The sequence below is a fragment of the Microcystis wesenbergii FACHB-1317 genome, assembly GCF_014696875.1.
Taxonomy (GTDB): domain Bacteria; phylum Cyanobacteriota; class Cyanobacteriia; order Cyanobacteriales; family Microcystaceae; genus Microcystis; species Microcystis wesenbergii_A.
The window spans coordinates 1-21045 of record NZ_JACJQV010000109.1 but is presented as its reverse complement, the minus strand read 5'-3'; the positions used below and the strand labels follow the sequence as shown (position 1 = coordinate 21045).

The 21045-nt window shown below is 43.1% G+C and carries 19 protein-coding genes and 1 pseudogene; 11 read left to right on the top strand and 9 right to left on the bottom strand.

Going from position 1 to position 21045, the window contains the following annotated elements; genetic code table 11:
• Positions 1-349 precede the first annotated feature (349 nt).
• From ilvD to H6F92_RS07935, 8 genes are all read left to right on the top strand, one after another.
• On the top strand, positions 350-2035 hold the full coding sequence (ilvD, locus tag H6F92_RS07970) for a dihydroxy-acid dehydratase (protein WP_190357448.1): 1686 nt from the start codon (positions 350-352) through the stop codon (positions 2033-2035).
• A 216-nt stretch (positions 2036-2251) separates the two neighbouring features.
• Positions 2252-3112, top strand: a complete 861-nt coding sequence (locus H6F92_RS07965; protein ID WP_190357447.1) for a tetratricopeptide repeat protein — start codon at positions 2252-2254, stop codon at positions 3110-3112.
• Between the two features lie 247 nt (positions 3113-3359).
• Positions 3360-3794 carry a ferritin-like domain-containing protein gene (locus H6F92_RS07960; RefSeq protein WP_002731529.1) on the top strand — a complete coding sequence of 145 codons (435 nt, stop codon included), beginning with the start codon at positions 3360-3362 and terminating at the stop codon, positions 3792-3794.
• A gap of 34 nt (positions 3795-3828) precedes the next feature.
• Positions 3829-4749 carry an FTR1 family iron permease gene (locus tag H6F92_RS07955; protein ID WP_190357446.1) on the top strand — a complete coding sequence of 307 codons (921 nt, stop codon included), beginning with the start codon at positions 3829-3831 and terminating at the stop codon, positions 4747-4749.
• Positions 4750-4979: 230 nt separating this feature from the next.
• A complete protein-coding gene (locus H6F92_RS07950; protein WP_190357445.1) occupies positions 4980-6593 on the top strand; it encodes an ABC transporter substrate-binding protein in 1614 nt (537 codons plus the stop codon).
• A gap of 43 nt (positions 6594-6636) precedes the next feature.
• Positions 6637-7119: a hypothetical protein gene (locus H6F92_RS07945; protein WP_190357444.1), complete on the top strand. Its 483-nt coding sequence runs from the start codon at positions 6637-6639 to the stop codon at positions 7117-7119.
• A 449-nt stretch (positions 7120-7568) separates the two neighbouring features.
• A complete protein-coding gene (locus H6F92_RS07940) occupies positions 7569-7790 on the top strand; it encodes a hypothetical protein (protein ID WP_002786110.1) in 222 nt (73 codons plus the stop codon).
• On the top strand, positions 7787-8200 hold the full coding sequence (locus H6F92_RS07935; protein WP_046662819.1) for a PIN domain-containing protein: 414 nt from the start codon (positions 7787-7789) through the stop codon (positions 8198-8200). The genes H6F92_RS07940 and H6F92_RS07935 overlap by 4 nt, the downstream gene beginning before the upstream one ends.
• Positions 8201-8590: 390 nt before the next feature.
• Here the strand turns inward: H6F92_RS07935 and H6F92_RS07930 are convergent, their stop codons facing one another.
• The 9 genes from H6F92_RS07930 to btpA all read right to left on the bottom strand — a co-directional run bounded on the left by H6F92_RS07930 (position 8591) and on the right by btpA (position 16780).
• On the bottom strand, positions 8591-9829 hold the full coding sequence (locus H6F92_RS07930) for a DNA cytosine methyltransferase (RefSeq protein ID WP_190357443.1): 1239 nt from the start codon (positions 9827-9829) through the stop codon (positions 8591-8593).
• Positions 9830-9877: 48 nt separating this feature from the next.
• Positions 9878-10657 (bottom strand): hypothetical protein, encoded by a 780-nt coding sequence (locus tag H6F92_RS07925; protein WP_190357442.1) that lies wholly within the window; start codon positions 10655-10657, stop codon positions 9878-9880.
• 289 nt (positions 10658-10946) lie between these two features.
• Complete coding sequence (locus H6F92_RS07920) at positions 10947-11234, bottom strand: tetratricopeptide repeat protein (RefSeq protein WP_199308160.1); 288 nt, start codon at positions 11232-11234, stop codon at positions 10947-10949.
• A 101-nt stretch (positions 11235-11335) separates the two neighbouring features.
• A complete protein-coding gene (locus H6F92_RS07915; RefSeq protein WP_190357441.1) occupies positions 11336-12223 on the bottom strand; it encodes a hypothetical protein in 888 nt (295 codons plus the stop codon).
• Positions 12224-12784: 561 nt separating this feature from the next.
• A complete protein-coding gene (locus H6F92_RS07910) occupies positions 12785-13369 on the bottom strand; it encodes a Uma2 family endonuclease (RefSeq protein ID WP_190357440.1) in 585 nt (194 codons plus the stop codon).
• Between the two features lie 264 nt (positions 13370-13633).
• Positions 13634-14065: a hypothetical protein gene (locus H6F92_RS07905; protein WP_190357439.1), complete on the bottom strand. Its 432-nt coding sequence runs from the start codon at positions 14063-14065 to the stop codon at positions 13634-13636.
• Between the two features lie 495 nt (positions 14066-14560).
• Positions 14561-14722 carry a hypothetical protein gene (locus H6F92_RS07900; RefSeq protein WP_190357449.1) on the bottom strand — a complete coding sequence of 54 codons (162 nt, stop codon included), beginning with the start codon at positions 14720-14722 and terminating at the stop codon, positions 14561-14563.
• A 33-nt stretch (positions 14723-14755) separates the two neighbouring features.
• Entirely contained in the window at positions 14756-15742 is a 987-nt protein-coding gene (locus tag H6F92_RS07895; protein WP_190357438.1) for a vitamin K epoxide reductase family protein, read from the bottom strand.
• A gap of 186 nt (positions 15743-15928) precedes the next feature.
• Positions 15929-16780 carry a photosystem I biogenesis protein BtpA gene (gene btpA / locus H6F92_RS07890; RefSeq protein WP_024970414.1) on the bottom strand — a complete coding sequence of 284 codons (852 nt, stop codon included), beginning with the start codon at positions 16778-16780 and terminating at the stop codon, positions 15929-15931.
• A gap of 181 nt (positions 16781-16961) precedes the next feature.
• Here btpA and rimO point away from each other — a divergent pair, with 181 nt between their 5' ends.
• From rimO to H6F92_RS07875, 3 genes and pseudogenes are all read left to right on the top strand, one after another.
• Positions 16962-18275 carry a 30S ribosomal protein S12 methylthiotransferase RimO gene (gene rimO / locus H6F92_RS07885; RefSeq protein ID WP_190357437.1) on the top strand — a complete coding sequence of 438 codons (1314 nt, stop codon included), beginning with the start codon at positions 16962-16964 and terminating at the stop codon, positions 18273-18275.
• A gap of 41 nt (positions 18276-18316) precedes the next feature.
• Positions 18317-19756: a DEAD/DEAH box helicase gene (locus tag H6F92_RS07880; RefSeq protein WP_190357436.1), complete on the top strand. Its 1440-nt coding sequence runs from the start codon at positions 18317-18319 to the stop codon at positions 19754-19756.
• Positions 19757-20413: 657 nt separating this feature from the next.
• Positions 20414-21045, top strand: a pseudogene (locus H6F92_RS07875) (RNA-guided endonuclease InsQ/TnpB family protein); the annotation flags it as partial.

Here is a 21045-nt window from a genome sequence, read left to right as displayed (position 1 = left end):
GCTGGCTTAGGAAGTGGCTCTGAATTTGCCAATTTGTTGACTGTTCCTACCCTGATAGCGGCTGATTTCACACTGATAAATTAACCTAGCCACACTCCAGAAAACGGGTTTCTCGAAGAGAAAACGGGTTTCTCGGAGAAACCCGTTTTCTGGAAACAGTCTGACTGCTGACTGCTGATTCCCGATAGCTGTCCCCTGAATCATCCCACAGTTTTATATTTTCTTTAGAGATGGGCTGTCCTAAAACCTGCTCAGAGCGGCCAAAAGTCAGAAAATATAAATAAAGGTGCGATTGGAGAACTTGAGCCGCGATCGCACCTGTCAGCCGCCATTGGAGAAAGATAAAGTTATGGCAGATAACTACAGAAGTCGCATTGTTACCCAAGGTAACCAACGCAGTCCGAATCGGGCCATGTTAAGAGCGGTAGGTTTTGGGGATGAGGACTTTAGCAAACCCATCATCGGCATCGCTAACGGATTTAGCACCATTACCCCCTGCAACATGGGAATTAATGATTTAGCAATGCGTGCCGAAGCAGCCACCAGATTAGCGGGGGGAATGCCGCAACTTTTCGGGACTATCACCATTAGTGACGGGATTTCCATGGGAACAGAAGGGATGAAATATTCTCTCGTTTCTAGGGAAGTAATCGCCGATTCCATTGAAACCGTCTGTAATGGTCAAAGTCTCGATGGAGTCCTCGCTATCGGGGGTTGTGACAAAAATATGCCGGGGGCAATGATTGCCATGGCCCGGATGAATATTCCCGCTATTTTCGTCTATGGTGGCACGATTAAACCGGGGCGCTACAAAGATTGCGATTTAACCGTGGTCAGTTCCTTTGAAGCCGTGGGACAGTACAGCGCTGGTAAAATCAGTGAAGAAGACCTCATCGGAATTGAACGCAACGCTTGTCCCGGGGCCGGTTCCTGTGGTGGAATGTTTACTGCTAATACCATGTCTTCCATTTTTGAAGCCATGGGGATGAGTTTACCCTATTCCTCGACCATGGCCGCCGAAGATGCGGAAAAAGCCGATAGTACCGAAGAATCGGCCAAGGTTTTGGTCGAGGCGGTTAGAAAACAGATTCTCCCTAGCCAAATTTTGACCCGTAAAGCCTTTGAAAACGCTATTTCGGTAATTATGGCGGTGGGAGGTTCCACTAACGCTGTCCTGCACCTTTTAGCCATTTCCCGCACCATCGGGGTAGAATTATCGATCGATGATTTTGAAACTATCCGGCAGCGAGTACCGGTTATCTGCGATCTTAAACCCTCCGGGCGTTACGTTACCGTGGATCTGCATAAAGCCGGCGGTATTCCCCAAGTGATGAAAATTCTCCTGGTTAATGGTTTACTACACGGGGATGCTCTCACCATTAGCGGTCAGACTATCGCCGAGATTTTAGCCGATATTCCCGACCAACCGCCGTCAGGCCAAGACGTTATCCGTCCTTTTAGCAATCCTGTCTATAAAGAGGGTCATTTAGCCATTTTAAAAGGAAATCTGGCCACGGAGGGGGCGGTGGCCAAAATTAGCGGCGTGAAAACTCCAGTCATCACTGGACCTGCGCGGGTGTTTGAGTCGGAAGAAACCTGTTTAGAGGCAATTTTAGCCGGAAAAATTCAAGCCGGGGATGTGGTGGTTGTCCGTTACGAAGGACCAGTAGGCGGACCGGGTATGCGGGAAATGTTAGCCCCCACTTCGGCGATTATCGGCGCCGGTTTAGGGGATTCCGTGGGATTAATTACCGATGGTCGTTTTTCCGGGGGAACCTATGGCATGGTGGTCGGTCACGTCGCTCCAGAAGCAGCGGTGGGTGGTACAATTGCTCTAGTAGAGGAAGGGGATCAAATTACTATTGATGCTCGTCAGCGTCTCTTGCAGTTAAATGTATCGGAGGAAGAATTAACCCGTCGTCGTCACCATTGGCAACCGCGCCCCCCACGCTATAAAACGGGAATTCTCGGCAAATTCGCCAAGTTAGTCTCCTCTAGCAGTCTCGGCGCTTTAACGGATCTGAATCTGTTCTAAAAGTATAACAGGGAATGGCGATCGCAATTGGTCGCCGTTTCTTGGTTATATTAGGGAACACCAGAGCTTTTTTGCAGTGGTCGGTAAACAGTAATCAGTGAAGGGTTGCCTGTTAGGGATTGGGGAGGGGACGAATTAATATAAATACTTTTGCCTCTTGCCCTTTGCCTCTTGCCTTTTCCAGCTGACGAACCTACTTACTATCGATTAATCACTATGACCTATCTACTCACTGTCTATCGAGCGCTCGAATGCCGTCCGGATACCTATCGGGACTGGTATGACCAAGGCAATATTTTAAGAGAAAGAATGGACTATTTTGGAGCCTTAATCAGCTACGAAAAAGCCTTAGAATATTATCCAGATGATTATTGGGCATGGTACAAAAGGGGTATGATACTAGAAGACTTGGGAATGTATGAAGAAGCGGCTGAAAGTTACTCTAACGCCGCACAGGTAAAGGCTGATAACTATTGGGCTTGGTATGATCAAGGTTGTGTTTATCTACAGGAATTAAAGGACTACCAAAAAGCGATCGCTTGTTTTCAACGGGCCCTAAGTCATAGTCCGGGGGACTATTGGGCAGCCTACCGGCAAGGGGAGGCCTATCGATTGCTCAAAAACTACGAACGCGCTATTACTTCCTATGATCTGGCCCTGGGGGCGCGACCCCGGGATTATTGGGCCTGGTATCGTCGCGGCGACGCTTTCCGGGATTGGGGCAATCCCCAAGAGGCTTTATTTAATTATCGTACCGCCCTCGATATCCGACCGCAAGATTACTGGTCCTGGTATCAACAGGGTGTGATCCTACAGGAATTACAGCGTTTAACAGAAGCGATCGCCTGTTATGAAGAATCGTTAAAAATCGATCAAGATGATCGCTATGCGTGGTATAATGCCGCCTGCTGTTATGCCGCCCTCGGTCAACAAGAAAAAGCGATCGACTGTTTACGGGAAGCTCTAGACATAGAACCGGATATATGTGGCGAATTAGTGCGTAATAACTTTGTTTTCGATGGTTTAAGGCAAAATGAAACCTTTAATGACCTCTTGAGTTGCTATTCCCCCGGCTAAAATCCTTTTGACTCGATACACCTCGATTCAGCACCTAGGGTTTGCTGAAAGGGTTTGTCGTGGGGTGTGGGGGGTTTTAGGCATTTTCAGGGAAAAAGTGCCTAAATTTTCCCCCTGATCACTCCCATGTCTGGCACTTTTTTGACAACAAAAAAGCCTAAAAATATTAGCCAACAAGGTTTTTAGATTCATTTAACCGGTTTGGATTAGCTACAATTGCAATTAGAGAAAAATTATTGAGAATCCTATGCGAGAACTAGACAGAGACAAAACCATCGAACAACTGAACGAAATCATGGAATTTGAACTAGCGGGAGTTGTCCGTTATACCCACTATTCCCTGATGGTGACAGGTCCTCATCGCATCCCCATCGTCCAATTTTTCCAGACCCAGGCCACGGAATCCCTCACCCACGCGCAACAAGTTGGGGAAATTCTCACCGGTTTAGAAGGTCATCCTAGCTTAAAAATTGCCCCCATCGAGGAAAGCTATGAACACAATATCAAAGCAATCTTGAGTGAGAGCCTCAATCATGAGAAAAAATCCCTTGATTTGTACAAAGCACTCCTAGAAACCGTCGAAGATGCCAGTATTTACCTGGAAGAATTCGCTCGCGGTATGATCGGACAAGAAGAATTACATAATCTGGAAATTCGCAAGATGCTGCGGGATTTTGCTTAAGCTAGGATCAAAGCTAGAGTTTATCGACTAGCTTATGAATCTCAGTTCCGCTTTACCCACTTTTATTATCACTCTCCGGGAAGGTTTCGAGGCCGCTTTAGTGGTGGGAATTGTCCTCGCTTGTTTACAAAAATCGGGTCGATCGCAACTTAACTCATGGGTGTATCGTGGTATTGGTGCGGGAGTAGTCGCTAGTGTTTTGGTCGGTGTTTTGCTAGGGGGAATCCTTTTGCAAGTGGATGCCTCTCCTAGTCCATTTGTACCAATGATCAAGGAATTACTGGCCGCCACTTTTGGACTGATTGCCGTTTTGATGTTGAGTTGGATGTTAATTTGGATGACTCAACAGGCCAAATCTTTGAAATCTGAGGTAGAAAGTGCGGTAAAAGCGGGTTTAAAAGCGGAAAATGGGGCAGGAAAAGCGATTTTTCTGCTCGTTTTTATCGCTGTCTTGCGGGAGGGATTTGAAACTGTCCTCTTTATCCTGGCCCAATTCCAAAAAGATTGGCAGATACAAACGTTCGGTGCGATAGCAGGGTTAAGTGTGGCAACTTTGTTGGGAATTCTCCTATTTGCAGGGGGAGTAAAAATCAATATCCGTCTCTTTTTCCAAATTATGGGGACTTTCCTCCTCTTAATCGTTGCGGGATTACTCATCGGTGTTTTGAAACATATCGACGCAGGAATCAGTCTTTTAAGTGAAATTGACCCTTTTTATCGCAATTTCTGTCCTTCTCTCCCCTCCTCCTGTCTTCTCGGTTTTCAAGTTTGGGACGGTTCCCAAATTTTGAGCGATCGCACTTTCCCCGGACTCCTCCTCAAATCCCTGTTTGGTTATCGTCAAAACCTCTATATCAGTCAAATTGTTGCTTATATCCTCTTTTTAATGCTTATCGGTGGCCTCTATTTCCAAAGCTTACGACAACGTCCTCAAACAGTGATCAGTAAACAGTGATCAGTAAACAGTGAAAAGATGGCAAGAAACTCTATTTAATACTGCACACTTAACACATACTGCTCACTTAAAACTCAAATCTGATAACTTACCCACTGATAACTTACCCACTGATAACTGATAACTGATAACTGATAACTGATAACTTACCCACTGATAACTGATAACTGATAACTGATAACTGATAACTTACCCACTGATAACTGATAACTGATAACTGATAACTGATTATGACTACTTGGCAATGTGACGGTATCCCTAAAGATGGTAAAACCTATCCGCAAGCGATTGCGGGAGGTCATGAACCCTGCGAAAATACTACTCCTGATTGTCCTATCTGTGGCCTACCTAGGGAAGCGATGGATCCCGTCACAACGACGGTTAAAACCACAGTTGTCGTCTCCCCGGGGGGTACAACTAGAGTCGGTCAAAAATCTAACTGGTTACTTCCCTTCGCTTTGATAATTACCGCTTTAACCGCAGGTTTAGGGGGTTGGAGTCTATTGCAAATGGTGATTCCCAAACCCGATACTCCCCAAGTTGTCGGGGAAGAAACCCCAGACAAGCAAACCAAGGCAACTTTTGTGAGTAATACGGCTAAAAATCCCGATTTATTTAGCCAAGGTGAGAAAATACTGCTTAATTCCACTCCTAACAAAGAAAAAGGCGCAGCGGCCTTTAAAAAAGAAGATTGGGCAAATGCGATCGCATCTTATCAACTAGCAGCCACTCCCCAAGCAAACGATCCGGAGGGCAAAATCTATTACAATAACGCCAAAGCTAGACAAAAAGGTAATCAAAATACTATAGCCGTCGTTGTCCCCATCGCTAACGACCCCAACAGCGCCAAGGAAATTCTCCGAGGTGTGGCAAGGTATCAAGAGGAGTTTAATAATTCTAATCCGGGTAATCCTTTGGAAATAGTCATCGCTAATGATGGCGGTGGGTTACAATCAAAAGCGATCGCTGATGATCTGATTCAATCCGGTCAAGTTTTGGCAGTTATGGGCCACGGAATCGACCCTTTTAGTCAAAAAGCGATTGAAAGTTACGAAAAAGAAGGATTAGCGATTCTTTCTCCCCTGACTACCAGTGTTAGTCAAACGGGAAATGCAACCCTGAAAACCATTCCCCTTAAGGATAAGTCTCAGGAAGTTTTAGGCAGTTATCTGGAAGCAGTGGCCAAAACTTTGGCTAATTATGCTAGTCAGCAAGAGAATTCTCCGTCAGTGGTTCTTTTTTATAATTCCGATAGTCCCTATAGTCAAAAATTAAAGGATTCCTTTGCTAAAGCGATTAAAGAACCGGGAGGCCGGATAGTTAAGGAAATAGACACAACTAAAGCCAATTTTAATGCTAAAACTGCCATAGATCAGGCAAAACAAGCTGGCGCTAGGGTGGTATTTTTGGCCCTGAGTAAAGACGGCGATCGCATTGATCAAGCCGTGGCTATTGCCCAAGAATCGTCAGGAATGCTCTTATTAGGCGGAAATGAACTTTATACACCCGATATCCTTATTCAAGGAGCGGATAGCATCGACGGATTAGTTCTAGCAGTACCTTGGAGTTTCCAAGCAACGGATCCTTTTGCCAAAGATGCGCTGAAAAGTTGGCGCGGTCGCGTCAGTTGGCGTACTGCTACCGCCTACGATAGCATGAAAGTATTAGGAGAAGCGATCGCTAAAAGTTCTGACCGTGCTACTGTAGTCGAAACTTTAAATCGAGGCATCACCTTGCAGGGAAGTACCACGGATTTTAAGATTTTTAATCAAGTTCCCCTGGTGCGTGCTAATCGCGGCAATGAGGGGCCAAAGGGTTCTCAATATCAATTCGATCCCATCTAAAATAGACAATGTGATGTCGAGGAGTAGAATCAAGTCTAATTTTATGAAGAATATCTTACCCATCCTAGCCTTATTAATGTCGGTGTCGGGAATTGCCGTATCTTTGGGACGGGAGGAAGTCCGATGTCATCTTGGTTTAGAATCGGCAGCCTGTCCCCGGGAAGAAGAAAAAACCAGCGAAGACACCCCCGCAACTACCCCAGAATCTCCCCCCGCAACTACCCCCGCAACTACCCCCGCAACTACCCCAGAATCTCCCCAGATAGAAAAAACTCCCGCAGAAACTACCCGTAATAGCGAAGCTTCCCCCGAAGTTTCCCCGTCTCCCAAAAGCGAAACTCCAGTGGAATTCACCCCCATCCCGGAAAAGAACCCCAGTCCAGAAGTACCCCCCGAAAATCCCCCCACTCCGGAAACCAAAGCGGTGGAAAAAACTCCAGATGCAGAAAAAAGTCCCGATGTCAATCCATCTAAAGAGGGAGAAACTGAAAGTATTCCATTAGAGGTTATTCCCCCCGCACAGTAAAATCGGACAAAATCAATTTCTGGTGGGGTAGGGTTGATTCATGAATCAACCCTACAGACCCCGGACAGTAAAATCGGACAAAATCAATTTCAGGCTGAGGATAGGAACTCATGCAAGAAGTGGTTATACTAAATCTGGTTATTAAAGACTGATATTTATTCTCCGTTTTGCCTTTTGCATGAATAGAAAACGGGTTTCTCCGAGAAACCCGTTTTCTGTGCGTTACTCAATTGTATCTAGCTTCTTTCGGCAAACCCTAACTATTGGATTAACGTTTCTTGCGAAGTCCCATTAATCCGAGTCCTGTAAAGGCCAGTCGATTTTTTTGAGAAAATTGAAGTATATTAAGTTTTATTAAGAACAATAAAACTGCAACGTTTATCGGTGATTCAAAAGTATTATAATTGTATTTGTTATACTAAATCAATAGTTTCTGCTTGTCAATAATTATGAATAGTTATCAAACCTATTTAATCATCGATCATTCTCAGAAGATTATCCTCTCTAACTTACCCTTTAAAGCAGGAACAAAGTTAGCCATTAACATTCAAGTAGTTGAGGATGAAAGCACAGAAGCCGATTTTGAAGCTTTATTAGATAAAACCAAGGGAATCTGGACTAAAGGAGATGGCTTAGAATATCAGCAAAAAATTCGGGAGGAGTGGATATGAAACGATTAATAGACTCCTGTATTTTAATCGACCATTTTAATGGTATTACCCAAGCTACAGTTTATCTAAAAGCTCACCGAGATGAAAGTTATATTTCTGTCATTACTAAAGCCGAAGTTCTCATTGGTTTTGATGATGATAATTCCTTTGAAAAAGCAGGAGAGTTGTTAAGCCATTTTCCCCTGATAGATTTAGATGTCAACATCACTGATTTAGTCATTCAAATCCGTCGTGAACAAATCAAAAAAAAGGCAACTAAACAGCCTAATAAAAAGGTTATTCAATGGAAATTGCCCGATGCCATTCAAGCAGCAATCGCCCTTTACTATAATCTCAAATTAGTCACTCGTAATACCCAAGATTTTGATCTCAATCAACATCCATTTATTGAGATTCCCTATACCATCTAACAATAAAACTGAAACAGTTATCGGTGATTCAAAAGTATTATAATTGTGGTTCTTCGTTACTTGGTATGATTCGATAGGGGGGCATAAATCGACTAAATCCTTCTCTGGCAAGAGACTTAATTGATGAGTTCGCTATAGATAAAAAACAATTGACAAAAATCGCCAAATGCCTTTCTACATAAGAGTTCCATCCTTTATAATCCCAGTCCATTGCATAACACAAACCGAAGAACCATAATTGTATTTGTTATCCTAAATCAATAGTTTTTGCCTGTCAGTAATTATGAATAATTAGGGTTGGCTGAAAAAGTACGGGCGACGATCCCTAAAACCCTTACCTTGCCTACATTTCACATTTATTCAGCAAGCCCTATTTACTTTTAGTCAAAATTAATTAACTTCTAACCCCGGAATGCTTAACTGTTCAGTTTTTGGCTGTCTTTCCCCCAGATAATCCCCTTGTAACATATTAATTAAACAGCCACCAAGATGATAGGCCATATTAACGGGAACCGCGTTACCAATCTGTCGATATTGAGAGGTTAAATTACCGGTAAATTGCCAATCATCGGGAAAGGACTGCACTCGTGCATATTCTCTCACAGTCAAAGGACGAGTTTCTTGGGGATGGCATCTTTCTGTTTGGGTTTGTGCCGGACTACAGGTAATAGTTAAAGCTGGTTCATCCCAAGATAATCTTTTAGCATATCCTGTCCGTCCGCCGTGATTTTTAAGACTATTTTTCATATATTCTTTTTGAATATCCATCGGCAAATTCCGCCAATTTCCTCCTGGGGGAACTAAGGACATAATCTCTTTTTTTCTTTCTTTATATTCTACTCCTGGAGAACTTGGACAATTCTCTAGGGCTTTTTTCAGAGAAATAGTATAGTTTCTATATTGGGGAAAAATGGGTTTAATATTTAGGTCTTGACGGGTGGCGATAATAATTAATCTTTCTCTTTTTTGGGGAACATCGAGAAATTGGGCTGATAAAACTTGATAAGCAGCATAATAACCGATTTCCTGTAAAGCTTGCAGCATTAATTGCAGGGTTTCTCCTTTTTTATTGCTTAATAATCCTCGAACATTTTCGGCTATAGCGATTTTAGGTTGCACTTCCTGTAAACAACGAGCAAATTCAAAAAATAGGCTTCCTCTCAAATCTTCTAATCCTTTTCCTAACCCAGCATAACTAAAAGGTTGGCAGGGAAAACCTCCAGCTACAATATCTATTTTGTCTCTAAAATCAGAAAATTTAATCTTTTTTATATCTTGATTTATAACATTCCATTGCGGTCGATTGAGTCTTAAAGTATTAACACAATCTTGGTTAATTTCCACCAGTAATTGCGTTTTTAGTCCCGCATTTTCTAAACCTAAAGCCATACCACCACAGCCAGCAAATAATTCGATAACTGTGTAATTAGTTGGCTCAACAGTTTGTAAAATTCTCAATTCTCCAGGGGATTGGTTATTTTTAAGATTGGTTAATTGCTCGAGATCAAATAACCAATCAACTTGATTAATTTTCTGACCTTTGATTAATTTTTTCTTTTGCCATGTTAGTATTTCTGCAGTAGTTACACCGAGAATATTAGCGGCTTTTTGTAGATTTACCTGAGTCATAACCAATAATTAGCAACTTATCTACCTCTCTATTATACATCAAAGTAGCTAAACTTGATAAAGTTCTTTTTCGATTTTCCTGACTGTCATCTTTAACTTATTCAGGATAGTTTCATAATCTAAGTCCAACATTGACCAAAAAGCTTGCCCTGCTAATAGCTCAATATTATTCTCTTTAGCTTTGGTTTTGCTAATTGTCCAAGAATTGCCCATATCTAAAGCAGCGGCAAAAACTGAGTTAGGATGTATTTTTAATTCATTGATACTCCGATCACTCTGGCTACCAGTAAGAGTATCTTTTTTAGTTTTTAATTGAGTGTATTTGATTATTCCTTGATTAAAAACTACTAAATCCACACCTTTGATTTTAAAATTTAGAATTTTTTCTGGTACAAAAACCTGTGAACTAATAGAAGCAATTTCTTCTAAAGTATGACCTAGACTTTCCGAGATAAGATTGACATATTTATTCGATAAGTACAAGTTTTCACATTGAGCAAACTCAAAAATATTTTTAAATCCTTTCTTCTTTTTGAGAGATATATTTTTAAAATCCTGTTTTTCTTTCAGGATTTTTTCAACTACTTTAGACTGGAACTCATCCAAAGCATCATCGATTTTTTGATCCCTATTGTCTGCAATGTCTGTGTCTGTTTTTCTATTTTCTTGAAAATATTCAAAAATGAAATCATCAATTAGACGACAAATTTGATAAGTATCTACCAAGTCATGAGTAACAAAGGTAGGAATTTTGATCGAAGGTTTCTGTAAATTAATTTCTTCTAATAATTGGGTCAAGTTATGGCGATAAGAGTATAAATAGCTCATTATAGTTAGTTGCTGGGTTGGGATTGTTTACTTTTTGCTTAAAACTATTAATTTAATTGCCGCCGGTGGTAATATCAACAAATAGTAATTAGACACCAGCTATAACGACATCGAGATAATAGACAAGGTTCTTCCGAACTTACACTGTAGAAAATTCCCCAAGCTCCTTCTCTGTCCAGCAATGCTCTAAAGTTGATAAATATCAATCTAACAAAAACTCAAAGCCTTAATATACAAGCTTTACAAGCATAAGTTGTTAATAGTTTTGCATGACAGGTTCGGTAGAGCATTAATTTTTAATCGCCTGAGTATAATCAGCTAGGGCTTTTTGATACTCTTTTAACTTTGTATAAATATCTCCTCTATTTTTATAGGCTTGGGCATCTTGAGGATTTAATTGTATAGCTCGATTGTATTCTTCTAGCTTTTGTTGATCATCAGTTACTTCAGCGTAGATTACTCCTGTTTTTTCCTCTAGAGATAAATTTTGACTCAAGACAGGAAAAGTATTGCTTAAAACTGATATTGAGACTAGGCTGGTAACGCTAAAGGTTGTAAGAAAATTCTGCACAAACATCGTTGTATTCTCCTGGGAAATTAATTACTAAGGTTAAAAGGTTAGGAAACATTAAATTTTAGGATTATTTTGAGCTTTAGCCCGATTATTGGGGGCAATCGCTATCGCCCTCGATTGATCTGCCATTCAGCATTAGATTGCCCACAAGCACCACCTAGAGTCATGACGACAGGATTATCAATTTGCCGACTGTTGCCGATACTAGCTAAACAACCCCCATGCCAAACATTGATAATATGACGGCCCCTAATTTCCCATTGGGCATTAGATTGTCCACAAGCACCACCTAAAGTCATGACGACAGGATTATCAATTTGCCGACTGTTGCCGATACTAGCTAAACAACCCCCATGCCAATTATTCGTAATTAGGAATTGTGAAGAAACTGTTTCTTCTTCAGGAGAAGGACTAGGACTAGGACGAGATGGGCTTCGATTAGCAATATAATTATTCACAGCGCGAAGATAATCCGCTTGCGTATTTTGTGCCTCTGTATGATACCTCTGTTGTGCGGCAAAAACTGCTTGTGACATAAAATCAGCACGAGTCAGACAGTTGTTGATAGCAGCAGCCCTTGATGCGCCACCCGTGAGAAAATCTTGGGGTTTTAGGGCTTGTGATGCCCCATTATGACAAACCTGAAAAAGTTCTGCTCTATATCTGGTGTTACAATCATTGGCATCTGTGCCTAAAGTATAGTAACAGCGATCGTGGTTATTGCAAGGTTCTCTAAAACTGAAGTCGTAGCCAAGGCTACCAAAGTTATCATATTCTCCCGGTCTTTCACCCGGAATACTGCAACCATTAGGTCTTTTGGCATAGGGGTAAAAAGGGAGTGATTCACTGCCTTCATCAGAGTCCTTAAAATTATCCCAGCAAGGGATGCTAATGCCATTTTTGCTACCGCAATCTTGTGCTTTTACTGGTTCTATTAGTAGCAGAAAGCTAGTTGAAATAAGGAGAAAAGTCACACAATTTGAGATAGACATTGATGCCATCCTGCTAGTTAGTTCGCCAAATTCTGATTTCATTACTGAACGGCTTAACGTTGTTTTCATCACGGTCTAGGCTTACTATACGACAACCTTAAAAGGAAAGTTCCAGCAACTTGATCAGGGTAGGAATAAGCAGAGCCCTCGATATTGACTCCTGGTATGTCAGTTGCACGACAAGTACCCCTGTAAGTTTGCCAGTTTTGACCTCTTACAAGTTCAAAAGCCGAACCATTGGTTTTGATGAGAAACCTATCCTGTGAGTTTTCCCAGTTTAAATAAACTCCATTCGTATCCACAGTTAAAAAAACGTTCTCTGTATAGGTGCGACCATTGTTCCATTTTGTTGTCAGAATACCGTCACGGTGTGGGCGGTTTGTAATTACCTGACTACAGGCAATCTCTGACCTCCGACCTTGCGTTGTACCTTGGGTTGACCATAATACTCCCAACAAAGTAGCTATGGTGATAGTCATAGATAATGATTTTTTGAGCATACTTTACTCCCTAGTATAGATAGATAGATTGCTTCCAACTTATTAACAAGATTTTTCAATTTCAAGGTGTTGTTTCTGGGGTAAGGTCGAGGTTGCGATAGACTTGTTCAATTGGAAAACTTAGATTAATGCTTTTGAGTTCTACGGTATCGCCTTCTTGGTAGTTAATAATGAGCCATTCACCAGCATCATTTTTGTGATATAAATCCATTTCGATGCTGGTGGAACTCACTAATAAATAATCTTGTAAAACTAGATTTTTGCGGTACATTCTAAATTTGCCACCTCTATCATAGGACTCGGTACTAGGTGAAAGAACTTCAACAATGAGACAAGGATAAGTAATGTATTGGGTTGTAGTTTTATCGTGATCGTCGCAGGTTACGCTAACATCAGGATAAGTGTAGTTAGTTGTTTCGACAATGTTGACTCTCAGGTCTGAGTTACCTACTTCACAGCCAGTGCTTTCAAGGTGGTTGGAAAACAGGGTAATAAATCTAACGGAGATGAGACTATGGTTTTTGCTGCCGCCGCTCATAGCGTACACTTGACCATCGATCAGTTCGTGTTTTTCTAGTTGCTTTTCTTCCCAAGCAAAGTATTCTTCTGGGGTAAGTTGGGGAAAGTTTTCTTTAATGGCAATCATGAGAAATCACTCCTTGATTAGCTTTGATACTATTTTAACAATTTACCAAACATTTTTTGTTCTCTCGACATCTTGATAGAAAATAAGTACCTGGACAAAAATAAACGATGTCATTGCGAGGGGGGTGATCTCGGCATTAATCTTACTCTTGTGCTTTTACTGGTTCTATTAGTAGCAGAAAGCTAGTTGAAATAAGGAGAAAAATCGCACAATTTGAGATAGACATTGATGCCATCCTGCTAGTTAGTTTGCCAAATTCTGATTTCAGAAGCCTAAATAGAAAGTTCCAGCAACCTGATCAGGGTAGGAATAAGCAGATCCCTCGATTCCATTGTTACTCCAAGATAAATTGTCTTCCGTAAAACCACTCCACTTTTTACAAGTACCCTGGTAAACCTGCCAGTTATTGCCTCTTCTAAGTGAAAAAGCTGAACCATTGATGTTGATGAGAAACTTATCTTCTGAGTTTTCCCAATTTAAATAAACTCCATTCGTACCCGCAGTAAAAAAAACTTTCTCTCTATAGGTGCGACCATTGTTCCATTTTGTTGTCAGAGTAGCTACTTGTGTCTGACGTTTCCGACCGGCCACCGTATTCAGTATTTTCTCGCTACAGGCAATTTCTCTTCCAGAGGCTTGGATTGCACCCTGATTTTGCCATAATACTCCCAACAAAGTAGCTATGGCGATAGTCATAGATAATGATTTTTTGAGCATACTCTCTCCTTTGGAATTTGCCAGTATCTCATTTATATTCTATCGGGAGGCAAAAATATTGAATCTGTACATAAAACTGGCTCTACCGAATTTGTCATGCAAAACTATTAACAACTCATGCTTGCAAAGCTTGTACAGCAAGGCTTTGAGTTTTTGTTAGATTGATATTTATCAACTTTAGAGCATTGCTGGACAGAGAGGGAGCTTGGGGAATTTTCTACAGCGTAAGTTCGGAAGAACCATAAAACTTTACAGACAAGCTGACTAGAAACTATGACAAAGGTTTAATTGTCACTAATCCCCAAGCAAAACCCCGAATATTCAACTCATAGCCCTCAAGTAAACCCATACCAACCAACGGGTCTGTCTCTGACTTATTGACCTCAATAGATTTGAGATGACCATCCCATTTCAACAACTGTACTTATATCATATTCTGAAAGTTCACGCTTCAAGGGTCGCGGGACGCACTCATCAAGCAGGATTCGCATATGCTGTCAGCATTTCTTTTGCTAGTTCAAGAACTGCGATTGCTTTTGAATGGCTAACACTAGGAAAATGGTCTAAAAATACTTCTAACAAGTCGCCAGCTTCAAGATAGTCAAGCAGAGTTTTTACAGCGCTGGGGCTGAACAAGGTTCAGCCTCCAGTATAAATTTTAACCCTTTCCTACTTGCGCCCCGGAACTGTATATTTAAAATTCATCGGGCCAGTATAACCAGAAACCTCCGCTAATTTCTCTAATCTTTGGGTTCCCGAATATTCTTGACCCTTAATAATCCAAGTGGGGAAACCTTTAATTCCGGCATCGCGACAAGCTTGGGGATTACCATTAACCCCTTGGGGATCGCATTCGATATAAACCCCTTCTTTTTTGAGGATTTCTCCCGCTTCCTTACCAAATAACTGTTTTTGATCGTAACAGTGGGGACACCGAAAAGCCCCGTATTCTTTCGCACCAATTGCTTTTAAATGTTGAGCCAGGGCGATTTCTGCTTTTCCCGAAACCGTGGTTACTTCCCAACCGTAGGGAGGTTTAGCCGCTGTCATTGGCCGGGTAATTTCTTCTTTTCCTCCTGCCACCGTGGGGGAATTTACTCCTGCGTAAACCGCTAAAGTTCCCACAAAAGTAATCATTGCCACTACAACCATCGGCAGTATAATTTGTCCTAAACCTTCCCATTCGCGACCGATAATTGTGAGAATTAATAGGGTTAAAGCGAACAAAGCCGAAGTGATGCAGTAGGGACACAATTCCTTTAATTCCGTGGCTAGAATATACATTAAATAACCACTAAATACCGCCATCGCCGTCGCCCCCGCTAACAGCAATAACCAGGTATTATTTTCTAAACTTTTGCGGAGATTTTTCTGAGTTTCCCCATTGATAAATAGAGGACTGAGGGCAAAAACCGCCATGGCAATATAGGCCAAAAAACCGAACAAACTCAAGGGCAGCCCGAAAACCGTAGCGTAGGGACTATTAAGAACACCACTACAACCAGCCCCATCACTAGCCCCGGCGGTACAGGCAGCAGCCCCTCCCGTCAGTTTGGTAATGGTTAAATAGCCAGTCAGAATCGCCCCCACGATCGAAACGCCCCCAATTAGGGGCCGGGAGTAGCGATGAATCCAAGGTACAGAACGACGACGCATAATATTATTTAGATTAAATTACAGCAGAATTCAGGAGTCAGGAGTCAGGAGTCAGGAGGGAAATCTAAATGTACTTTGTTGAAGGGAAAAATCCCGTAACGGTATTGTGTTAATTAGGACGTTTTCAATTCCTAAAAACTTAGGATCGCACCACGGCCGATAACTATCCGCCATTCTAGCAAGAGGTTATGTGGACAGAGGCAAAGAAGGCAGAGAATTATTAATTTTTGCCTTTTGATCGTTGATCTGCCGGGCCGTTTCCACAAATTGCGACACCCGGATCGGATCCACTGGTTCAGTAATTTTGCCATGACGCTTGAGGGAACTAGCCACGATCACCCCATCGGCAGCCAGCAGCAACCGCCCAATATTGTCCAAATCAGCCCCGCTGCCGATAAAAACCGGTGTTCCCTTGGCCGCCGCCACTGCCAGTTCCAAATCCTCAAAACTAGGGGGGCTACCGGTGGACCAACCGGAGAGGATTACCCCGTCTGCTAGTCCCCGTTCGATCGTATCTTGCACTGCCGTAGTCAGATTAGGAGTTCCCAGGGGGCGGGCGTGTTTAACCAAAACATCCGCTAAAATTTTGACCTCAGACCCCAATTCGCGCCGATAACGCAAGAGTTCGTGGGCCTGACCCTCAATAATGCCCTGATCGGTGGCCATAACCCCCGTTAGCACATTAACCCGAATAAATTGGGCATTAACACAGGTAGCGATCGCTAAGGCACTATGGGCATCATTGCGGAGAACATTAAGACCAATCGGTAAGACCACCAGATTTTTAATGCGATCGACAATTAAAGTCATGGCACTAACCACGGCGGGATCCACCTGTTGCTTAGTAAAGGGGGCATCAAAAAAATTCTCGATAATCAAACCATCAACACCACCGGCAGCCAAAGCCGTCGCCTCCTGTTCAGCCCGCTCGATCACCGTCTTGAGACTGCCACCCCAACGGGGGGAAGTGGGCAGGGGGGCGAGATGAACCACGCCAATAATCGGGTTTTTTGTCTTGAAAGTTGCAATTAAGTTCACAGCGTCTACTACTCTTAGCGTCCCAAACCATGCGCCGCTCACCCATTTTAACAGGGTGAAAGCCTAGCCACGGTTCCACGGGGAGGAAATTATTTTAACTGCTAATGATTTTATCAAGTCCGGAATCCGTTAAAATGTCTTAACATTAGAGAAGTTTAGGATTTGGTTGATACTCGATCGCATGGGCAATAAGCCAACCATCGCCATCTCACACCTAGGCTGTGAGAAAAACCGGATCGACTCCGAGCATATGTTAGGACTGCTGGCCAAGGCCGGCTATCCCGTAGATAATGACGAGGAGTTGGCCGATTACGTTATCGTTAATACCTGTAGTTTCATTCAAGCAGCTAGAGAAGAATCCGTTCGCACCCTCGTGGAACTGGCGGAAGCTAATAAAAAAATTATTATCTCCGGCTGTATGGCCCAACATTTCCAAGATGAACTCCTGACGGAATTGCCGGAAGCCGTGGCCATTGTTGGCACAGGGGATTATCAGAAAATTGTCGAGATCGTGGAACGGGTAGAGACGGGAGAAAGAGTCAAAGAAGTCAGCGCCGCTCCCACTTTTATCGCCGATGAAAATCTGCCCCGTTATCGCACCACTACCGAAGGAGTCGCCTATCTGCGGGTGGCCGAAGGCTGCGACTATCGCTGTGCCTTCTGTATTATTCCCCACCTGCGCGGCGATCAGCGATCGAGATCGATCGAGTCGATTGTGGCCGAAGCGCGACAATTGGCCAGCCAAGGGGTGCAAGAATTAATTCTCATTTCGCAAATAACCACCAATTATGGGTTAGACTTATATGGCGAACCCAAATTAGCGGAACTCTTGCGAGCGCTGGCAGAAGTCGATATACCTTGGATTCGCGTTCACTACGCTTACCCGACCGGGTTAACGCCAAAGGTTGTCGAAGCGATCCGAGAGAGCCCGAATGTTTTACCCTATCTAGACTTGCCGCTACAACATTCCCATCCCGACATCCTGCGGGCGATGAACCGTCCCTGGCAAGGACGAGTCAACGATGGCATTATCGAGCGGATCAAGCAAGCTATCCCGAACGCGGTTTTACGAACGACTTTTATCGTCGGTTTCCCCGGAGAAACCGAGGAACATTTCAGCCATCTGCTGGAATTTGTCAAGCGTCATGAGTTCGATCACGTCGGGGTGTTTACCTTCTCCGCCGAAGAAGGTACAGCCGCTTTTGACCTGCCCGATCCAGTGCCACAGGCAATTATGGACGAACGCCGCGAAAGGTTGATGTTAACTCAGCAACCGATCTCGGAACGCAAAAATCAAGCTTATATCGGTCAAACTGTCGATGTTCTCATCGAACAGGAAAACCCGGAAACGGGAGAATTAATCGGGCGTTCCGCTCGTTTTTCCCCGGAAGTGGATGGCTTGGTTTATGTGACAGGGGAGGCGATTCTAGGTGCGATCGTACAGGTCCGAATCACTGCGGCCGATACCTACGATCTCTACGGCGAAATAGTCTAATTTTTCCATTTTTCTTATTTAATTCCCACAAAACAATCCCTATGACCACTGGTTTCAACAATTTAGGTTTATCCGATAGCCGTCTTCAACACCTAGAAACGCTTGGATTCACCACCCCCACGGAAATTCAAACCAAAGCCATCCCTCTCCTTCTAGAAGGGCATGACATGGTAGGAATGTCACAAACGGGAACCGGCAAAACTGCCGCCTATTCCCTGCCTTTACTGGAACGCATGGACACCAAAAATCCTAACGTTCAAGCTTTAATCCTCACCCCCACCCGGGAATTAGCCCAACAGGTAGCCAGCGCCATCAAAGATTTCTCTGATGATCGTCGTCTCTTTATCCTGACAGTCTGTGGTGGTCAATCCATGGAACGTCAGATCCGCAGTCTGGAAAAAGGTGTCCAGATTGTGGTCGGGACTCCCGGCCGGGTAATCGATCTGCTCGATCGCAAAAAACTCCATCTAGAATCCCTAAACTGGGTAGTCCTGGATGAAGCGGACGAAATGCTCAGTATGGGTTTTATCGATGATGTTAAGAAAATTCTGCAAGCATCCCCCTCCACCCGTCAAACCGCCTGTTTCTCGGCAACTATGCCCCGGGAAATCCGCGATTTAATCGCTAATTTCTTGAAATCTCCCATTTCTGTGACGGTTTCTCAACCCCAGGCCGCTCCTGCTAAGATCGAGCAGAAAATTTATCTGATCCCTCGCGGTTGGACGAAATTAAAAGTCCTGCAACCCCTGTTAGAGATCGAACCCCTAGAATCGGCGATTATTTTCGTCCGCACCAAGCAAACCGCGGCCGAATTAACCTGCAAACTGCAAGAAGCGGGGCAAACGGTGGATGAATACCACGGTAACTTAAGCCAAGTCCAACGGGAACGACTGGTGCAACGTTTCCGCGAGGGCAAAATTAAATTAGTGGTAGCCACGGATATCGCAGCCCGCGGTCTAGATGTGGAAAATCTCAGCCACGTTATTAACTATGATCTGCCGGATAATGCCGAAACCTATATTCACCGCATTGGCCGCACCGGCCGCGCCGGTAAAACGGGAACTGCTATATCCTTAGTAGAACCGATCGATCGGCGTTTATTACGTCAGATTGAACAGCGTTTGCGTCAACGTCTGGAATCTAGTCCCATTCCTAGTCGCACCGAAGTAGAAGCAAAACGCCTGGCCAAGCTGCAAAATCAGCTAAAAGAGGCTTTATCGGGGGAACGGATGGCTTCTTTCTTGCCTTTAGTGCGGGATTTAAGTGAAGAATACGATCCCCAAGCGATCGCGGCGGCTGCCCTGCAAATGATCTACGATCAAAATTGTCCCCAGTGGATGAAAACCGATTGGGAAGTTCCCGCAGCGACGAGCAGTAAACCGGTGATTAATAAAACTCCCCGCAGTGGTGGTAGTAAGTACCCCTCTAAGTCGAATAACCGTCCTTCCCTGGACAAAAAAATCGTCTTTCAAGAACGTTAATTTTTAGTTCTTGAATGGATAACTTTAAGAGTTGATAGACCGTTTTGGTTCTATCAACTTTTTTTTGTCAGGTAATTTCCCAGTACATCGTCGAAAGCATTCTACATAATTTTATAGCTAAACTTTTGATAATTGATTCTAATCAAGTATTTGGGCTTTGTTTGACATTTTTACTGATAATTACTATATAGGGCTTGCTGAATAAATCTAAAAACCTTGTTGGATAAGACTTTTAGACTTTTTTCCCCTCAAAAAGTGCCAGCCATTGCGGGGATCGGGGGTAAAATTCTGGGACTTTTTCCCTGAAAATTAGGTAGTTGACCACCTGAAAATCGATAAAACCCCACACCACACCCCACACCCCACACCCTGCCCCCAGGAAAAGCTTTTTCAGCAAACCCTATATAATTGTCTTAAATGAATAAATTTGAACATTTAATATGTCGAGTTCGTCAGAACCTTATCGTGGGAGGGTACAAGCTCAAGGAGACGATATCCAGCAAGAGGGTGGATACAGTTGTTCTTGGGCAAGAAAAAATCCCGTTACTGCTAAAGAAGGATTATCATCGAAAATTTGGGTCTGAAACCCCGCCGTTTTACGGCGGCTTTGCTGTTAAATCTTAGCGCATTTACACGATATATGCTAGAATGTGAGATATGGAGAAAGCCTATTCGTTTCGATTTTACCCAACACCAGAACAAGAGTCGCTATTGCGGCGCACTTTGGGCTGTGTAAGATTAGTTGACAACAAAGCTCTCCACGAACGAACACAAGCTTGGTACGAAAAGCAAGAAAGAGTAGGCTACGCTCAAACTTCTTCAATGTTGACTGAGTGGAAAAAACAAGAAGAATTAGACTTTTTAAACGAAGTAAGCTGTGTACCTTGACAACAAGGGTTAAGACACCTACAAACAGCTTTTACTAATTTCTTTGCTGGTCGGACTAAGTATCCTAACTTTAAGAAAAAACATCAAGGAGGAAGTGCCGAATTTACCAAATCTGCTTTTAAGTTCAAAGACAAACAAATCTATTTAGCTAAATGCACAGAACCTTTACCTATTCGATGGTCAAGACAAATACCAGAAAGCTGTGAACCAAGCACAGTAACAGTCAGATTACATCCTTCTGGACGCTGGCATATTTCAATTAGATTTGATGACCCAACGATTAAGCCTTTACCAGTAACAGATAAAGCCATCGGAATTGACTTAGGAATTAGTAGCATTGTGATTACCAGCAATGGCGATAAAGTATCTAATCCTAAGCATTTTAAGAAACATTATCGGAG

Coding starts and splice junctions, on each gene's coding strand:
- ilvD (WP_190357448.1), top strand. CDS start 350: ATGGCAGATAACTACAGAAGTCGCATTGTTACCCAAGGTAACCAACGC.
- H6F92_RS07965 (WP_190357447.1), top strand. CDS start 2,252: ATGACCTATCTACTCACTGTCTATCGAGCGCTCGAATGCCGTCCGGAT.
- H6F92_RS07960 (WP_002731529.1), top strand. CDS start 3,360: ATGCGAGAACTAGACAGAGACAAAACCATCGAACAACTGAACGAAATC.
- H6F92_RS07955 (WP_190357446.1), top strand. CDS start 3,829: ATGAATCTCAGTTCCGCTTTACCCACTTTTATTATCACTCTCCGGGAA.
- H6F92_RS07950 (WP_190357445.1), top strand. CDS start 4,980: ATGACTACTTGGCAATGTGACGGTATCCCTAAAGATGGTAAAACCTAT.
- H6F92_RS07945 (WP_190357444.1), top strand. CDS start 6,637: ATGAAGAATATCTTACCCATCCTAGCCTTATTAATGTCGGTGTCGGGA.
- H6F92_RS07940 (WP_002786110.1), top strand. CDS start 7,569: ATGAATAGTTATCAAACCTATTTAATCATCGATCATTCTCAGAAGATT.
- H6F92_RS07935 (WP_046662819.1), top strand. CDS start 7,787: ATGAAACGATTAATAGACTCCTGTATTTTAATCGACCATTTTAATGGT.
- H6F92_RS07930 (WP_190357443.1), bottom strand. CDS start 9,829: ATGACTCAGGTAAATCTACAAAAAGCCGCTAATATTCTCGGTGTAACT.
- H6F92_RS07925 (WP_190357442.1), bottom strand. CDS start 10,657: ATGAGCTATTTATACTCTTATCGCCATAACTTGACCCAATTATTAGAA.
- H6F92_RS07920 (WP_199308160.1), bottom strand. CDS start 11,234: ATGTTTGTGCAGAATTTTCTTACAACCTTTAGCGTTACCAGCCTAGTC.
- H6F92_RS07915 (WP_190357441.1), bottom strand. CDS start 12,223: ATGTCTATCTCAAATTGTGTGACTTTTCTCCTTATTTCAACTAGCTTT.
- H6F92_RS07910 (WP_190357440.1), bottom strand. CDS start 13,369: ATGATTGCCATTAAAGAAAACTTTCCCCAACTTACCCCAGAAGAATAC.
- H6F92_RS07905 (WP_190357439.1), bottom strand. CDS start 14,065: ATGACTATCGCCATAGCTACTTTGTTGGGAGTATTATGGCAAAATCAG.
- H6F92_RS07895 (WP_190357438.1), bottom strand. CDS start 15,742: ATGCGTCGTCGTTCTGTACCTTGGATTCATCGCTACTCCCGGCCCCTA.
- rimO (WP_190357437.1), top strand. CDS start 16,962: ATGGGCAATAAGCCAACCATCGCCATCTCACACCTAGGCTGTGAGAAA.
- H6F92_RS07880 (WP_190357436.1), top strand. CDS start 18,317: ATGACCACTGGTTTCAACAATTTAGGTTTATCCGATAGCCGTCTTCAA.